The sequence below is a fragment of the Ochrobactrum soli genome, from assembly GCF_003664555.1.
Classification (GTDB): domain Bacteria; phylum Pseudomonadota; class Alphaproteobacteria; order Rhizobiales; family Rhizobiaceae; genus Brucella; species Brucella teleogrylli.
In genome coordinates this window covers 97,915-115,376 of the sequence record NZ_RCHH01000006.1, presented here as the reverse complement: position 1 = coordinate 115,376, position 17,462 = coordinate 97,915, and the positions used below count along the sequence as shown (strand labels likewise).

Genomic DNA, 17,462 nt, shown 5'->3' with positions numbered 1-17,462 from the left:
AATGCCCAAGCCGATCAGGCTTTTCGTCAAATATGTGGATGCGCTGAATTATCGTGTCGGGCGCTTTTCGATGTATCTGCTTTTCGTGCTGGCGGCTTGCCTTCTCTATTCCACCTTCTCGCGGGTTGCTTTCGGCGTGCCCGTCAACTGGGTCCTTGAAATGTCGCAGTTTCTGCTGTCGGCCTATTATCTGCTCGGCGGCGCCTATGCGATGCAACAGGGCGCGCATGTCCGCATGGACCTCTTTTTCGACCGTCTGCCCCCGCGCAAAAAGACGCTGACCGACCTGATCACCATTCTGTTCATCGTGTTTTATCTCGGCGTCATGGTGATGGGCGGCATTTCTTCCACGAATTACGCCATCGTCTATGGGCAGAAGAATTATACCGCCTGGGCGCCTCCGCTCTGGCCGATCAAGCTCATCATGACGACCGGCATTTTGCTCCTGCTGCTGCAATGCCTTTCCAACTTTTTCAAGGACTGGGCATCGCTGCGCGGCCAGCCCATCGACACGCTTGCCGGTCCGGCCATTGAGGAGGGCCATCATATATGAGCTCTGAACTCATAACACTTTTCATGTTCGCCACAATGATGGCGCTGCTGATGACCGGTCAGCGGGTTTTCGGCGTCATCGGCTTTGTCGGATCGCTGGCGGCCCTGCTCCTTTGGGGCAAAGGCTCGTTTGAAATGCCGTTCAACGCGACCTTCGCGGTCCTGAACTGGTATCCGCTGATCACCGTGCCGTTCTTCGTGTTCATGGGCTATATGCTGTCGGAATCCGGCATTGCCAGCAATCTTTATCGCATGTTCCATGTCTGGTTCGGCGGCATACGCGGCGGTCTGGCGCTCGGCACCATCGGATTGATGGTCATCATCTCCTGCATGAACGGCCTCAGCGTTGCAGGCATGGCCATTGGGGCGACCGTGGCGCTGCCGGAGCTTCTCAAGCGTGGCTACAACAAGGTCATGGTCACCGGCGTCATACAGGCGGGCAGTTCGCTCGGCATTCTCATTCCGCCGAGCGTCGTGCTGGTGCTTTATGCGATGATCGCTCGCCAGCCGGTGCTGCAACTCTGGCTGGCTGGCATCGGCCCCGGCCTGTTGATGGCGGCACTTTTCGCGATCTATATCTATATACGCTGCCGCCTGAACCCGGAACTTGGACCAGCCCTGCCAAAAGAAGAGCTGGAGAAATTCAGCTGGAGCGAACGCTTTTCCGTGTTGCGCGCCGGTCTGCTGCCACTCGTCGTCTTCGGCGCGATGATGGGCCTGTTCCTGACGGGCATTACCAGCCTGGTGGAAAGTGCGGCGGTCGGCGCTTTGCTCGCCACATTGGCGGCGCTGTTCACCGGGCGTCTTAACAAGCAGGTGTGGGAAACGACGTCCCGCAACAGCCTGACCGTCACCTGCATGTTCCTCTGGATCATTCTCGGCGCGCTGTGCTTTTCGTCGGTTTATGACGGTTTGGGCGCCGTCAAGGCAATCGAGAAGATCCTTCTTGGCACATTCGATCTGTCGCCGTGGACCATTCTCATCCTGATGCTGCTGTCGTTCATTCTGCTCGGCATGTTTCTGGATGATACGGCCATGCTGGTGATCGTGGCGCCGCTCTATATTCCGCTGGTCAAGAGCCTCGGCTTCAATGCGATCTGGTTTGGCATTCTGTACACGATCACCTGCCAGATTGCGTATATCACGCCGCCTTTCGGGTACAATCTCTTCATGATGCGAGCGCTGGCACCCAAGGAAATCACGCTGATCGACATCTACAAATCCATCGTGCCGTTCTTCTTCCTTATGGTGCTGACGATCATCATCTTGATGATTTTCCCGCAAATCGCGCTGTGGCTGCCGAACTGGTATACCGGGCGATGAGAAACGATGGAGGAAATACGAATAATCCGGTGACAAGAGTCCGAATGGACCGGCCCGGCTCATGTGAAAGGGTGAACTTCAAACAAACGGGAGAATGGGCATGAGCGAGAATAACAAGCTTAATAAACGTGACTTTCTCAAGAAGGCCGGGCTGACGACGGTTGGAGCATTGGGTGCCAGCACACTTGCGACGCCCTATGTCAAAGCACAAAGCCCGATCAAGTGGCGATTGCAGACCTATGCAGGCCCGGCACTGGCCGAACATGTCATTAAGCCGTCGATTGACGCCTTCAACAAGGCGGCGAACGGCGAAATGACAATTGAACTTTACACCGCTGACCAGCTGGTGCCGCAGGGCGAACTCTTCCGCGCCGTGCAGTCGGGCACCATCGATGCCGCGCAAAGCGATGACGATTCCATGGCATCGCCCGTCGATGTCGCGGTGTTCGGCGCTTATTTCCCCTTCGCTTCGCGCTATAGCCTCGACGTGCCGACACTCTTCAACTGGTACGGGCTGAACGAAATCTGGGAGGAAGCCTATAAGGAAATTCCCGGCGTCACCTGGCTCAGCGCCGGTTCGTGGGACCCGTGCAACTTCGTCACCACAAAACCGATCCGCAGCGTTGCCGATTTGCAGGGCCTTCGCGTCTTCACCTTCCCGACAGGCGGTCGTTTCCTGACCAAGTTCGGCGTGGTGCCTGTCACGCTGCCCTGGGAAGATATTGAAGTCGCCATCCAGACCGGCGAACTCGACGGCGTGGCCTGGTGCGGCGCGACCGAGGCCTATACCGTTGGCTGGGCGGATATCAACAAGTACTACCTCACCAACAATATCAACGGCGCATGGGCCGGTTCCTATTTCGCCAACACCGAAAAGTGGGATGCCGTACCGGAACACCTGAAAGCGCTCTTCAAGCTGGCGATGGATTCCTCGCACTACTACCGTCAGCATTGGTACTGGTGGGGCGAAGCGCATTACCGCACTACCGGCGGCAAGCTGGAACTGACCACCATTCCGGAATCGGAATGGAAGCAGATCGAAGATGCGGCACAGGAGTTCTGGGACGACATTTCCAAGCAGAGCGAGCGCAACGCCAAGGTCGTGGCCATTCTGAAGAAATATCAGGAAACCATGCGCAATGCCGGAGCGCCGTATCGCTACAGCTGACGGTGAACATAACGAACCAGCGAGGGATCGGAGGCTTACGGGAAAGTCTCCGATCCCGGTCTATCCTTTCATGCTTTGAGGAGCAGGCATATAAATGGCCGGACAATTGACTTTCGACGCGCTGAAAACAGCCGTTTCCGCCGGAGAGATCGACACCATTCTGGCCTGCATCGTGGATATGCAGGGACGCCTGATCGGCAAGCGTTTCTATGCGCCGTTCTTCGTGGAATCCGCCTATGACGAAACGCATGGCTGCAACTATCTCCTCGCCGACGATATCGACATGGAACCGGTGCCCGGCTATGAAGCCGCCGGTTGGGACAAGGGTTATGGCGACTTCGTCATGAAACCCGATCTTTCCACCATCCGGCTTGCGCCATGGCTGGAAAAGACCGCCCTCGTTCTTTGCGACGTGCAGGACCATCACCATGACGATCTCGCCCATTCGCCGCGCGCTATTTTGAAGAAGCAGCTCACCCGCCTGCAAGAGCGCGGCTATCGCGCTTATTTTGCCTCCGAGCTGGAATTCTATCTCTTCGACGAGACCTACAAGACCGCCCGCAACAAGCACTGGCAGGCCATGGAAACGGCCTCGCCCTATGTGCAGGACTATGTGATCCACCTCACCACCAAGGAAGAACCGGTCCTGCGCGCCATGCGCAATCAACTGGCCGCAGCCGGAATTCCGGTTGAGAATTCGAAAGGCGAATGGGGTCCGGGTCAGGAAGAGCTGAATGTGCGCTATGCCGAAGCGCTGGAAATGGCTGACCGGCATGTGATCATGAAAACGGCGATGAAGGACATTGCCGAGCAGCATGGCAAATGCATCACCTTCATGGCGAAGTATGATTACAGCAAGGCTGGCAGTTCCAGCCATGTGCACAATTCGATCTGGAGCGCTGACGGCAAGGAATCGCTGTTCTTTGACCCGAAGGCGCCACATACGATGACTCCGCTGATGCGGTCATGGGTGGCCGGACAGCTGAAATATGCAACCGACTACACCTATTTCCTCGCGCCCTACATCAATTCCTATAAGCGCTTTCAGGCGGGCACATTCGCGCCCACCAAGATCATGTGGAGCGAGGACAACCGCACCGCAGGTTTCCGGCTTTGTGGTGCAGGCACCAAGGGCATTCGCATCGAGTGCCGCATCGGCGGGGCCGATCTCAATCCTTATCTCGCCTTTGCGGCATTGATCGCTGCTGGTCTTCAAGGGATCGATGAGAAGCTTGAACTGGAAGAACCTTTTGTCGGCGATGCCTATGGCGCGGTGAAGCTGAAGGAAATTCCCTACACGCTGCGCGAAGCAGCGCTTGCGCTTAAGAACTCGTCTTTCCTGAAGGAAGCACTCGGTGAGGAGGTGGTCAGCCATTATGTCCACACCGCCCATTGGGAGCAGATCGAATATGACCGCCGCGTCACCGATTGGGAATTGCATCGCGGTTTCGAGCGCTACTGACCGTCCATGGATATCCAGAATGAGCTATGAAGGACCTGCCCAATGAGCGGCACTGCGAAAATCATCTCGCCTATCGACGGTTCGGTCTATGCCGAGCGCCCTTTTTTGAGCGAAGCCGCCATTCAGTCCACCGTTGCGGCGGCGCGAACGGCACAAGCCGCCTGGGCTGAACTGAGCATTGCGGAGCGGGCGCGCTATTGCCGTGCCGCGCTTGCAGCGCTTGCCGCCATGCAGGACGAAATCGTGCCGGAGATTGCCTGGCAGATGGGTCGCCCGACTCGCTATGGCGGCGAAAATGGCGGCGTGCAGGAGCGCGGTCAGTATATGATCGATATTGCCGCGGAAGCGCTGGAACCTTATCTCCCCGCGCCAAAGGACGGTTTCCGCCGCTATGTCAAACATGTGCCGCTTGGCGTCGTGCTGGTGATCGCGCCGTGGAACTATCCGTATCTTACTGCCGTCAACACCATCATCCCAGCCCTGATGGCGGGCAATAGCGTCATCCTGAAACATGCGACGCAGACGCTTCTGGCGGGCGAGCGCTTCGCCCAAGCCTTTGAGAAGGCGGGGCTTCCCAAGGGTGTTTTCCAGAATGTGGTTCTGGATCATGCCTCCACCGAAAAACTGCTGGCTTCCGGCACGGTCGATCATGTGAATTTCACGGGGTCGGTCGGCGGCGGACGGGCGATTGAAAAGGCTGCCGCAGGCACCTTCATGACCATGGGGCTGGAGCTTGGCGGCAAAGACCCGGCCTATGTCCTGCCGGACGTCAATCTCGATCATGCGGTCGCCAATCTGGTGGACGGTGCCTTCTTCAATTCGGGCCAGTGCTGCTGCGGCATCGAGCGCATCTATGTGCATGAAGATGTCTATGATCGTTTCGTGGACGGTTTCATCGATCTGACCCGCCAATATGTCGTCGGCAACCCGCTGGACGCTGGTACAACGCTCGGCCCCATGGCGCAGGCGCGTTTTGCCGATCTTATCCGCGAGCAGAAGGCCGAAGCGCTGCGCAAGGGTGCCAAGGCGCATGTGAACATGAAAGTTGAAAATGACGTCGCCGGCTCACCCTATATCGCGCCGGAAGTACTCACCCATGTCGATCACCAGATGAGCGTCATGCGCGAGGAAAGTTTCGGCCCCATCGTCGGCATCATGAAGGTACGCAACGATCAGGAAGCGCTCGCTTTGATGAATGACAGCATTTATGGCCTCACCGCTTCGCTATGGACGACGGACACTGACCGCGCGGCAACGCTCGGCGACCGCATCGAAACCGGCACTGTTTTCATGAATCGCTGCGACTATCTCGATCCGGGCCTTGTCTGGACCGGCGTTAAGGATACCGGCAAAGGCGCTTCCCTTTCGCCCATCGGATACGGCAATCTGACCCGGCCTAAATCCTTCCACCTACGTGAAAAAATCTGATCTGATCCCTGTTCTGCCCTACTTTGAAAGCAATCGATATGACGACACTGACCGCTAAATGGAACTTCCCGACCACCGTTCTTTTCGGGCCGGGGCGCATCAAGGAACTGCCTGCTGTTCTGAAGGCGGCAGGTATCGCGCGCCCGCTTTTCGTCACAGATCCGGGTCTCGCGAAACTTCCCGTGGTTGCTTCCACGCTGGCCGTTCTCGATGCGGCAGGTGTGCAATATGGCGTCTTTTCCGATGTGAAGCCTAACCCGGTCGAAAGCAATCTCTATGCGGGCGTCAAGGTTTTTCAGGACGGCAAACATGATGGCGTCATCGCCTTTGGTGGCGGTTCTGCGCTCGACCTTGGCAAGCTGATCGCCTTTCAGGCGGGCCAGACGCGCCCGGTCTGGGATTTTGAGGATATTGGCGACTGGTGGACCCGCGCCGACAGCAACGCCATCGCGCCGGTGATTGCCGTGCCAACCACCGCTGGAACCGGCTCGGAAGTGGGCCGCGCGGGCGTGTTGACTAATGAAGCGACGCACACGAAAAAGGTCATTTTCCACCCGAAAATGCTCCCGGTCACGGTCATTGCTGATCCCGAACTTTCCACCGGCATGCCGCCTTTCATCACTGCCGGCACCGGCATGGATGCACTGGCACATTGTCTTGAAGCTTATTGCGCGCCGGGCTTTCACCCGATGGCGGATGGCATCGCTCTCGAAGGTATCCGCCTTGTGTTCGAAAATCTGCCCCGGGCCTATGCCAACGGCAACGACATTGAAGCCCGCGCCAATATGATGGCCGCAGCCGCGATGGGCGCAACCGCTTTTCAGAAAGGGCTCGGCGCGATCCATTCGCTGTCGCACCCGATTGGCGCGCTCTACGACACCCATCACGGCATGACCAACGCCGTTTTCATGCCCTATGTGCTGCATCATAACCGCGCCGCTATCGAAAAGCGGATTGAACGCCTTGCGGATTATCTCGGTATCAAGGGCGGTTTCGACGGCTTCGTCGCTGCCATCATGAAACTGCGCAAGGACCTCGGCGTGCCGGACACATTGCCGGAATTCATCAAAGGGCTGGAGATGGACAGCGCTCGCAAGGACCTGATTGCAGAGATGGCAATCGTTGATCCGACGGCTGGCGGCAACCCGATTGAGCTTACCAAGGAAGGCGCGCTGAAGCTTCTGGAAAGCGCCTTGTCCGGCAAGAATTGACCGGCGGCAATTCCCGCAAAACTGTGTAACGTTTTGCTTGCAAGAAAAATATAGACAGCTAATAGTTAGGCCGACAAAACAAGCATCGCACCGAAGCGGGGGGCGATGCATCTGGAGAGCGGGTTCTTGGGGAGGAACCCGCTCTCCTTCATTTTAGAGCACATCCCGAAAAGTGTGAAACGGTTTTCGGATAAGATGTGTGTTAAAACAAACAGTTAGAGTGCCGATCTGATACAATCGGATCGAAACGCGCTCTGACGTCAGTCATTGGCTCGATAATCAGCGCGGGTAATGCCGTGACGTTGCATCTTGTCGTAAAAGGTCTTGCGCGGAATGCCGAGCGCCTTGATCGTTTCCTGCACATTGCCGCTATGAGCGGCAAGCGTTTCGCGGATCAGCGTTTCTTCATAACGCTCCAGACGTTTCGGCAAAGGTTCCTGATCATCCGCCACGGAACGGCCCACGCCATTGGAAGATGAGACGCCAAGCGCCACCCGGTCAGCAAAATGCGCCAGTTCACGCACATTGCCCGGCCAGACATGGCTCATCAGATGGCGATGCGTGGCGGCGTCAACCACCGGTACATCGCGATTGAAGCGCTTTGCCGCGCGCGTCAAAAAATGCGCAAAAAGCAGCGGAATGTCCTCGCGGCGCTCCCGCAGCGGCGGTATCGATAGCGTCACAACATTGAGCCGATAGTAAAGGTCTTCACGAAAATCGCCGCGCTGCGCCGGATCGCCGAGATCGATCTTCGCGGCAGCCACCACGCGCAAATCGACCGGGCGGATTTCATTGGTACCGAGCGGGGTAATCTCCCGCATTTCCAGCACGCGCAGCAGTTTTACCTGCGTTGCGGCTGGCATGCTTTCAATCTCGTCGAGAAACAGCGTGCCGCCGCTTGCATGTTCGATGCGTCCCAGCCGCTTTTTCTGCGCGCCGGTGAAGGCACCCGCCTCATGGCCGAACAATTCGCTTTCAATCACAGTTTCCGGCAGCGCGCCGCAATTGAGCGCAACGAAATTGCCTTTGCGACGGCGGCTCCAATTGTGCAGCAGTTGTGCCACGACCTCCTTGCCGCTGCCGGTTTCGCCCGCCACCAGCACATCCACGTCTGTATCCGCAATATCGCGCAGTGTGCGGCGCAGGTTTTCCATCACGGACGTCTGGCCGATCAGCGGCAGATCGCCTTCGGCGTCGATTGCAGCGGCGCGCAAGGCGCGGTTTTCAAGCACAAGCTGGCGCTTTTCACCGGCGCGTCGAATGCTGTGCACCAGCCGGTCCGCAGCAAAAGGCTTGGCTATAAAATCATAGGCGCCATCCTGAATGGCCTGAACCGCCATCGGAATATCACCATGACCGGTGATGAGGATCACCGGCAGATCGGGATCGATGCCCTTGATCCGCGTAAAAAATTGCAGCCCATCAATCTGCGGCATCCGCACGTCGGATACGATCACGCCGTCAAAATCCGCCGTCACATCGGCCAGCGCGTCCACGGCACTGCCATAATCGGCGACGGAAAAACCGGCAAGCTCCAGTGTCTGCCGGGTGGCGCGGCGCAATGCCCTGTCATCATCGACCAGGATAACGGAGTGAGGAGGGTTCATCATGCTTTTCTCAATTCGACGCGGAAGACTGTGCCGTCGGCACTGCTTTCCGCAGATATGGTTCCGCCATAATCGGTGACGATTTCCTTGACGATCACCAGACCAAGGCCGAGGCCCTTTTCCTTCGATGTATTGAAGGGCGAAAACAGGTTGTCGCGAATATGCTGCGGCATGCCCGGTCCGTTATCGGACACGGTGACCAGCACCGTCTCGCGCTGTTCTGTTGCGCGCACTTCGATGCGTCCGTCATTGCCTTTGAGTTCCACCGCCTCCAGCGCGTTCTGGAACAGATTGATGAGCACCTGTTCCAGCCGAAGCGAATGTCCGACAACGCGCAGATCGGGCGGCGGCAATTCGATATCCAGTTGATCCATCCGACCGGAAAAACGGCTGCGCAGCAGCACAAGCGCGCCCGATATGACCTGACTGAGCGGTGTCGGCTCCGAAGGTGAACGTCCCTTGCGGGCAAGGGCCTTCAGGTCGCCGGTGATAGTGCCGATACGATCGGTCAGCGCGGCGATTTCATCGAGATTCTCGGTTGCGGCCTCCAGCCGCTTTCGTTCGATGAACGTCTTCGCATTGTCCGCATAGGCCCTTATCGTCGCGACCGGCTGATTGATCTCATGCGCAACACCCGCCGCCACTTGCCCCATAATGGCGAGACGGTTAGCGTGGACGAGATCCTGCTGCACGCCCTGCAACATGGATTCCGTGCGATGGTGGTCGCTGATTTCAGCTTCCAGCCGGTCTCGCGCAAGACTGAGATCGCGGGTGCGTTCTTCTACGCGTTGCTCCAGTTCCTGTTGCGTGCGCGCTGCCGCTGCGATGCGCGCCACCACCTTCTGCCGCCTGCGCAACAACATCCCGGCGATGGTCGCAATGGCCGCCAGAATGATGAAGGCAATCAGCCGCGCCTCGCGCACCGCGCCTGGAATCTGCGGCTTTGTCGGCGCCATGCTGTACATCTGCCAGGGCGTGGACGGCACCGTGGAATGAATAGCCAGAAACTGCGTGCTGCGCCCCTCGCCGGGCATTTGCGCATTCATCAAAAGCACATCGCCCTCGCCCACCGCCTTCATAGACAGCGGCAAGGGTTGCAGCGGCACATCGCCGAATTGCAGACTGTCACGAATAGATTGAGACTGTTCCAAACCGATGCGGCCTATGGTCATGAAGCGCCAGGACGGAAGGCTGGTTATCAGCGCGATGTTGCGTTCGTCGGTCACGAAAGTCGGACGGCCCGCATTGCGCCAGTCCTGCTCCAGATCGTCGAATTCCAGTTTGACGACGATGACGCCGAGCGGGCCCGAAGACCCATCGACGCGCCGCGAGATATAAAGGCCGGGGCGGAAACTCACATTGCCGAGCGCAAAATATTCGTCGCCGCCATTGGTCAGGGCATCCCGAAAATAGGGCCGGAACTTGTAATCATTGCCGACAAAGCTGTCCCGCTCGCGCCAGTTGCTGGCCGCAATCGCGATCCCGTCCATCCCCACCAGATAGATCACCGCCGCCTGCGTGCCATCCGCGAGCGTCTCCAGCTTTCGGTTTGCGGGGTCTATCGTCGCCACCGTCTTGTCCAGAAGTGCCGACGCCAGCTCCCGATCCTTTGAAAGCACAAGCGACAAGGCGCGTTGCTTGTCGAGAACAGCGCGCAGCAGCGCTGTATTCAGATTGGCATCAATGCGCGTCTGCTCGCTCAAGTCCTCGACGGCGCGCTCATGCGCCGTGTTGCCAACCAGCCAGAATGCCAGCGCGAAGAACACGGCGCAGATGAGCGCAAACAGAGCCCAGGCCCGGCGATTGGCGGCTCGCAGATCCGCTTCATCAATGATTGGGGACACCAACTTGTTCATCAAATCAATGTGCGATATTTCGCACAAATTGAAAAGAAGAATGTGTAAAAATTCGCACAATACTGAGTAACGCTACCCCTGCCCATGGTATAATATCCATAGTTTTCAATCGGATAAGTACGCGCTCACAAACTTGGCACGGACATTGCAATTAGAACCTCCAACAGCGGTTGAGCGCCGCTGAAATCCAGGACTGAAAGGCTCGGGAGGCTGGACGCGATCCAGACTGAGCCAAATGGAGGACACAATGATTGCAGTTCCGACTGGCACGGCGGATGAGCCGCGCGGCCGCATCCCGCTTTATAAGCATCTCTATTTTCAGGTACTGGTGGCGATTGCCGCCGGTATCACGCTCGGCCATTTCTATCCCGAACTTGGCACGCAGCTGAAGCCGCTGGGCGACGCCTTCATCAAGCTGGTGAAGATGATCATCGCGCCCGTCATCTTCCTGACGGTCGCGACCGGCATTGCTGGCATGACCGACATGAAGAAGGTGGGGCGCGTTGCTGGCAAGGCGATGATCTACTTCCTCACCTTCTCCACGCTGGCGCTGATTATCGGTCTCGTCGTGGCCAATGTCGTGCAGCCGGGCGCTGGCATGCATATCGACCCAGCCTCTCTCGACCCAAAGGCCGTGGCCGACTACGCCACCAAGGCGCATGAGCAGAGCATTACTGGCTTCCTCAGCAACATCATCCCGACGACGATTGTCGGCGCTTTTGCGGAAGGTGACATTCTGCAGGTGCTGTTCTTCTCGGTCCTGTTCGGTATTTCGCTTGCGCTTGTGGGCGACCGCGGCAAGCCGGTCACCGACTTCCTGCATGTGCTGACCGCACCGGTTTTCAAGCTGGTGTCGATCCTAATGAAAGCCGCACCCATCGGCGCTTTCGGCGCGATGGCCTTCACCATCGGCAAATATGGCATTGGTTCCATCGCCAATCTCGCCATGCTGATCGGCACCTTCTACCTCACCTCGCTGCTTTTTGTGCTCGTCGTTCTGGGTGCGGTGGCGCGCTATAACGGCTTCTCCATTCTCGCTCTGATCCGTTACATCAAGGAAGAGTTGCTGCTCGTGCTGGGCACCTCCTCATCGGAAGCGGCTCTGCCTGCCCTGATGAACAAGATGGAAAAGGCAGGTTGCAAACGCTCGGTTGTCGGCCTCGTCATTCCCACCGGCTATTCGTTCAATCTCGATGGCACCAATATCTATATGACGCTTGCTGCCCTCTTCATCGCGCAGGCGACAGATATTCCGCTGTCGTTGAGCGACCAGATTCTGCTCCTGCTGGTGGCCATGCTCAGCTCCAAGGGTGCCGCTGGCATAACCGGCGCGGGCTTCATCACGCTGGCCGCGACCTTGTCGGTCGTCCCGGCTGTGCCTGTGGCCGGTATGGCGCTCATCCTCGGCATCGACCGTTTCATGTCGGAATGCCGCGCCCTGACCAATCTCGTTGGCAATGCAGTCGCCACCATCGTTGTTGCGCGCTGGGAAAACGAGCTGGATCAGGACAAGCTTGCCGCCGCATTGGCTGGCACCCCCGCCATCACCGATGCGATGCCGCAGCTGGAGCCAGCGGAGTAAGCGCTACGCAAACAAAAACGGCCCGCTTCATGCGGGCCGTTTCGTTAGATACCGCCGCCCTCGCCGAGAGTGCCGAAATGCTCGATCATGCGATCGACATTGGGTGTCAGACCCGTGAACAATTCAAACGCGCCGACCGCCTGAAAAACGGCCATGCCGCCGCCGTTGACGATGCTGCATCCGCGCTTTGCCGCTTCGACCAGAAGCTGCGTCTGAAGCGGGAAATAAACAATATCCGCCACCCAATGCCGTGGCGTCAGCAGACCCGTATCCAAAGGCACGCCGGGGTGCTTGGCCATTCCGGTCGGCGTGGCATGGGCCAGCCCATCGGTAACTTCCAGCGCGGCGGCGATATCCCCGCCTGATACAAACCGGCAAGCCTCATGCCTCGGCGCCAGTTGCGCAATCAGCGCTTCGGTTCGGGCGGCATCCAAATCGAAAACCTGCACGTTTCGCGCGCCCATTGTCGCCAATGCATGCGCAACCGCAACACCCGCACCACCGGCACCGATCAATACTGCATTGTCGACCGGGGCATCGGGCAAAGCGCGCCGGAAGCCCTGCGAAAAGCCCCACCAGTCGGTGTTATAGCCGGTTCTGCGACCGTTTTTGAATGTCACCGTATTAATCGAGCCGAGTGCCGCCGCATCGGGCGACAATTCATCGACAAACTGAATCGCCGCCTGTTTGCAGGGATAGGTGATGTTGAGCCCTGCAAACCCGTCTTTCTCCGCCTGATCCATCAGCTGCGGCAAAGCCTCAACGCCCACGCCCAGCACCGAAAGATCGAATCGGTCATAGCGGTAATCGATGCCGTTCATGCGCCCTTCATGCATATGCATGGCTGGAGTGCGAGAGGCACCGATGCCGCTGCCAATCAAGCCCACGCGAACCGACCGCGTCACTGTTTCCGTCACGGAATTTAAACTCCACCCCTATCGTCCCGCCATTTTCGCACGGCAGGTTTCTTGTTTTTGAAAATGTACGAACTGGTTAGTAACGTCAATCGGACATGGCGACTATTTTTGCAATGCACACCGAATTGAATGTGCTTTGAGCATTTCCAGCAAAAGTGCGTAGCGGTTTGGCGTCGGATAATACGTGAAAACAACTATCTAGAACGGTCCAACGATTCCGTTTCAACCGGAACCGCTATTGAGCCTCACGATTTCAGGTAAGCCAGGATCATATCCGCGATAAGCTGACGATGCCGCGTTCGGTACTCATCGGCCATGAGGTCCCGGTCGAAAAGCGCGCCAAATGTGTGCCGGTTGGCGACCCGGAAAAAACAGGCGGCGCTGATCATCTGATGCAGATCGACCGGATCGACCTTGCGGGTGAATACACCGCTTGTTTCCCCGCGTGCCAGAATCTCGGCAATGATCCCGATCACACCGGAATTGGTGCGCTGGAAAACGCTGGAATTCTTCAGATGCTCGGCGCGATGGATGTTCTCGATGCTGACCAGTTGCACGAAATCGGGATTGGCGTCGTCATGATCGAATGTGGCCTCGATCAACCGCCGCATCGCTTCTTCCGGCTCGAAATCCTGAAGCTGAAGGCGGTTTTCCAGCGCCCTTATCTTGGCATAGGCGCGCTCCAGCACAGCCAGATAAAGCCCTTCCTTGTTGTCGAAATAATAATAGAGCATCCGCTTCGACGTCTTAGTCTTCTCGGCAATCGTATCAACACGCGCACCGGAAAAACCTGCCCGAACGAATTCTTCGGTCGCGACCTCAAGGATGTTTTCCCTGGTGCTGTCGGGATCGTTTTTCCGTCCCGCGCGGGCCTGTGCAAGCTCGACTGCGCTGTCCATCGTGATCGTCTGGCCGCCTTTTAAAATGTACCAACTGGTGGGTTATATAGGCGCATAGTTCAGCGAGGGGCAAGCACGGGGCACTGTCATACATGCGCAAATGGAAAAGGGGACGGTAAACCGACCCCTTCTCTAAGTTCAACAGGCTTGACGCTACGCTATTTGCCCGCCGCCTGCGCGGCATAGACATAGCTGTCATAGGTATATTCAGCGACGCGGAACCACTCGAAACCCTCGTCGCGGAATTTCTTCCAGCTCGGATAGATCTTCGCCCAGGCCGGGTTCTTTTCGGTATATTCAGCGTAGAGATCGAAGGTGACCTTGTAAGCGGCATCCAGCACGTCGCGCGGGAGAGGCCGCAAGTTTACGCCCTTCGACACCAGCGAGCGGATTGCACCGGTGTTCTTCACGTCATAGAGCGAAATCATGTTCTGCGTTGCAGCCTGAGCGGCGGTGTTCAGCGCCACCTTGTAGGCTTCCGGCAGGCTTTCATATTGCTGCTTGTTGACGAAGAAATGCACCGAAGCGCCACCTTCCCAGAACGCCGGATAGTAGTAGTAAGGCGCGATCTGGTAGAAGCCGAGCTTCTCATCGTCATACGGGCCGACCCATTCGGCGGCATCGATGGTTCCGCGTTCCAGCGACGGATAGATGTCGCCGCCGGGCAGTTGCTGCGGCACGACGCCAAGGCGCGACATGACTTCACCAGCCACACCGGCAATGCGCATCTTCAAACCTTTCAGGTCTTCGAGGCTCTTGATTTCCTTGCGATACCAGCCGCCCATCTGTGCAGCGGTGTTGCCGCCGACGATACCGACAACGCCGTAATCGGAAAGGAATTCGTTATAAAGCTCATTGCCGCCGCCATGATAGAGCCATGCATTTTGCAGGCGCGTGTTCATGCCGAAGGGAATAGCGGTGCCGATGGCGAAAGCCGGGTTTTTGCCGGTGAAATAATAGCCGCAGGTATGGGCGATTTCGACGGTATTGGCCTGCACCGCGTCAATAGCCTGCGGACCGGGCACCAGTTCGCCCGCCTGAAACACCTGTATCTGGAACTTGCCGTCCGTCATCTTCGACAGAGCATTGGCCATAAAGACCGCGCCGCCATAGATCGTGTCGAGATTGTTTGGGAAGCCCGATGTCAGACGCCAGCGTATGTTCGGCAATTCATCTGCGATTGCCGGTGTGGCCAGCGCCGCACCGCTTGTGGCGGCGGCGGCTCCGATGGCCGCCCCCTTGGTTAGAAATGTACGGCGGTTCAAATCCTGTTTCATGTTTTCCTCCTCCAAAACTGTTTCACTTATCACCGGCGCGGTAACTGGTCTCCCCTCGGTTACTGCGCTGGCTTTTCCGGTTGTCCGAAGCTTGGCTGCGGCGATCCGAACGATGGGGCGGGCAGCGGGTCCGTGGACGGCGAAGGCGCACCGAATGGGGCGGGCGCAGTGCCGAACGGATTGCCGCCATCCGCACCCGGCATCGGCACGTTGATCTGGATCGTCGACGGATCGGCGACCGGATGGCCGGATTTGTAATGGGTAACGATACCGGGAAACGCGATGATGATCGCGACCATCACCAGCTGGATCAGCAGGAACGGGATTGACCCCATATAGATCTGGCCCGACGTGACCGGTTGGATCGTGGCTCCCGTTACCTTGTCCTTATAGGCGCGCGACGGCGCCACCGAACGCAGATAGAACAGGGAGAAGCCGAACGGTGGATGCATGAACGATGTCTGCATGTTTACCGCCAGCATGACGCCGAACCAGACGAGATCGATGCCGAGCGCGTCGGCAACCGGCGCCAGAAGCGGGATGATGATGAAGGCCAGCTCGAAATAATCGAGGAAGAAGGCCAGAAAGAAGACGAGAATATTGGCGACGATCAGGAAGCCGACTTCGCCGCCGGGAATCGACGTCATCAGATGCTCAACCCAGACGTGACCGTTGACACCGTAGAAGGTGAGCGAAAACACACGTGCGCCAAGCAGAATGAAAATGACGAAAGACGAAAGCTTCGCCGTGGCGTAAAGCGCCGAGGTCAGCATCTTCATGTTCAGGCGGCGATTGATGATCGCAAGCAGAAGCGCACCGACCGCGCCCATTGCGCCGCCCTCCGTCGGCGTAGCGACACCGATGAAGATCGTGCCCAGAACGAGGAAGATCAGCACCAGCGGCGGCACGAGCGAGACCACCACGCGCTGCGCCAGTTTCCACCCCTTCAAGGTGCGGGCCTGCAACGGCAAGGCTGGAACAGTCTGAGGCCGTAGGATCGACATGCCGATGATGTAGGCGCAATAAAAGCCGACCAGCATCAGGCCCGGCACGAGCGCGCCCTTATACATATCCCCAACCGACCGACCGAGCTGGTCGGCGAGAACGATCAGAACGAGGCTCGGCGGAATGATCTGCGCCAATGTGCCGGAAGCGGCAATAGTGCCGCTGGCCACTTTTCGATCATAGCCGTAGCGCAGCATGATCGGCAGCGATATCAGGCCCATCGAAATCACCGAAGCGGCAACGACGCCGGTGGTCGCCGCCAGAAGTGCGCCGACAATAATCACCGCAAAGGCCAGGCCACCGCGCACGGGGCCGAACAACTGCCCGATCGTGTCGAGCAGGTCTTCGGCCATGCCGCTTCGCTCCAATATCAACCCCATGAAGGTGAAGAAAGGAATGGCGAGCAGGGTTTCGTTCGACATCTGGCCAAAGATGCGGTCGGGTATGGCCCCGAACAGATTGACCGGCAAAAGCCCCATTTCGATGCCGACGAAACCGAAGGCAAACCCGACAAAGGCAAGCGCAAAAGCCACCGGATAGCCGAGCAAAAGCACGACGATCAGCGAGAGGAACATCAGCGGCGCGAGATTTTCCGCGAAGAAAGCAACCATATATCCGTCCCCCTCAGAGCGCTTGGGCTTCTGCGTCTTCAGCTGCCACCGTGTCCGGTAGACGCCCTTGCAGAATGGCAATGCGTTTGATGAGTTCGGACAGGCCTTGCAGCGCCAAGAGTCCGAAACCGATGGGGATCAGCGTCCAGACAGGCCAGAGAACCAGCCCGCCTGTATTGTTGGAGGTTTCACCGCTGGCGAACTTCGCTTCCACAATGGGCCATGAAAGATAGATCGTGATGAGGCAGAAGGGCAGCAGGAAGACGATAGTGCCGAAAATCTCGACCAGCAGCTGGGTGCGGCGCGAATAACGGCTGTAGAGCAGATCGACCTTCACATGCTCGCTGTGTAGCAGCGTGTAACCGGCGGCGATCAGGAAAACCGCCGAAAACAGATACCATTGCGCTTCCAGCCATGCGTTGGAACTGAGATTGAAAAGCTTGCGCGAAACCGCATTGATGGCGCTGATCAGCACCGCCACGAGTATCAGCCAGGATACTGCTTTTCCGATGAAATTATTGGCCGCGTCAATAGCGCGCGACAACGCCAGCAAAACTGACATTG

At 57.8% G+C, this 17,462-nt stretch carries 14 protein-coding genes; 7 read left to right on the top strand and 7 right to left on the bottom strand.

Annotated features, from left to right (window positions below):
- Position 1 precedes the first annotated feature (1 nt).
- The 6 genes from D8666_RS12320 (at position 2) to D8666_RS12295 (ending at position 7,144) form a co-directional block, all read left to right on the top strand.
- Complete coding sequence (locus D8666_RS12320; RefSeq protein ID WP_109367173.1) at positions 2-553, top strand: TRAP transporter small permease subunit; 552 nt, start codon at positions 2-4, stop codon at positions 551-553.
- Entirely contained in the window at positions 550-1,875 is a 1,326-nt protein-coding gene (locus tag D8666_RS12315) for a TRAP transporter large permease (RefSeq protein WP_109367172.1), read from the top strand. Before D8666_RS12320 ends, D8666_RS12315 begins: the two co-directional genes overlap by 4 nt.
- Positions 1,876-1,975: 100 nt before the next feature.
- Complete coding sequence (locus D8666_RS12310; RefSeq protein ID WP_109367171.1) at positions 1,976-3,043, top strand: TRAP transporter substrate-binding protein; 1,068 nt, start codon at positions 1,976-1,978, stop codon at positions 3,041-3,043.
- Between the two features lie 94 nt (positions 3,044-3,137).
- Positions 3,138-4,505: a glutamine synthetase family protein gene (locus D8666_RS12305; RefSeq protein WP_109367170.1), complete on the top strand. Its 1,368-nt coding sequence runs from the start codon at positions 3,138-3,140 to the stop codon at positions 4,503-4,505.
- A 42-nt stretch (positions 4,506-4,547) separates the two neighbouring features.
- On the top strand, positions 4,548-5,933 hold the full coding sequence (locus D8666_RS12300) for an aldehyde dehydrogenase family protein (protein WP_109367169.1): 1,386 nt from the start codon (positions 4,548-4,550) through the stop codon (positions 5,931-5,933).
- A 38-nt stretch (positions 5,934-5,971) separates the two neighbouring features.
- Positions 5,972-7,144, top strand: a complete 1,173-nt coding sequence (locus D8666_RS12295; RefSeq protein ID WP_109367968.1) for an iron-containing alcohol dehydrogenase — start codon at positions 5,972-5,974, stop codon at positions 7,142-7,144.
- A 260-nt stretch (positions 7,145-7,404) separates the two neighbouring features.
- Here D8666_RS12295 and D8666_RS12290 read toward each other — a convergent pair whose 3' ends face one another.
- Positions 7,405-8,751, bottom strand: a complete 1,347-nt coding sequence (locus D8666_RS12290; RefSeq protein WP_109367967.1) for a sigma-54-dependent transcriptional regulator — start codon at positions 8,749-8,751, stop codon at positions 7,405-7,407.
- Positions 8,751-10,607 carry a sensor histidine kinase gene (locus tag D8666_RS12285; protein ID WP_109367168.1) on the bottom strand — a complete coding sequence of 619 codons (1,857 nt, stop codon included), beginning with the start codon at positions 10,605-10,607 and terminating at the stop codon, positions 8,751-8,753. The genes D8666_RS12290 and D8666_RS12285 overlap by 1 nt, the downstream gene beginning before the upstream one ends.
- Positions 10,608-10,854: 247 nt before the next feature.
- On the opposite strand from D8666_RS12285, the gene D8666_RS12280 reads away from it, so the two are divergent.
- Positions 10,855-12,189, top strand: a complete 1,335-nt coding sequence (locus D8666_RS12280) for a dicarboxylate/amino acid:cation symporter (protein WP_109367167.1) — start codon at positions 10,855-10,857, stop codon at positions 12,187-12,189.
- Between the two features lie 44 nt (positions 12,190-12,233).
- On the opposite strand, the gene D8666_RS12275 is transcribed toward D8666_RS12280, so the two are convergent.
- From D8666_RS12275 to D8666_RS12255, 5 genes are all read right to left on the bottom strand, one after another.
- Positions 12,234-13,106, bottom strand: a complete 873-nt coding sequence (locus D8666_RS12275; protein WP_109367166.1) for a shikimate dehydrogenase — start codon at positions 13,104-13,106, stop codon at positions 12,234-12,236.
- Between the two features lie 245 nt (positions 13,107-13,351).
- Entirely contained in the window at positions 13,352-14,005 is a 654-nt protein-coding gene (locus D8666_RS12270; protein WP_109367165.1) for a TetR/AcrR family transcriptional regulator, read from the bottom strand.
- Positions 14,006-14,163: 158 nt separating this feature from the next.
- Positions 14,164-15,282, bottom strand: a complete 1,119-nt coding sequence (locus D8666_RS12265) for a TRAP transporter substrate-binding protein (protein ID WP_109367164.1) — start codon at positions 15,280-15,282, stop codon at positions 14,164-14,166.
- Between the two features lie 59 nt (positions 15,283-15,341).
- Positions 15,342-16,898 (bottom strand): TRAP transporter large permease, encoded by a 1,557-nt coding sequence (locus D8666_RS12260; protein ID WP_109367163.1) that lies wholly within the window; start codon positions 16,896-16,898, stop codon positions 15,342-15,344.
- Between the two features lie 13 nt (positions 16,899-16,911).
- Positions 16,912-17,460: a TRAP transporter small permease subunit gene (locus D8666_RS12255; protein WP_109367162.1), complete on the bottom strand. Its 549-nt coding sequence runs from the start codon at positions 17,458-17,460 to the stop codon at positions 16,912-16,914.
- Positions 17,461-17,462 lie beyond the last annotated feature (2 nt).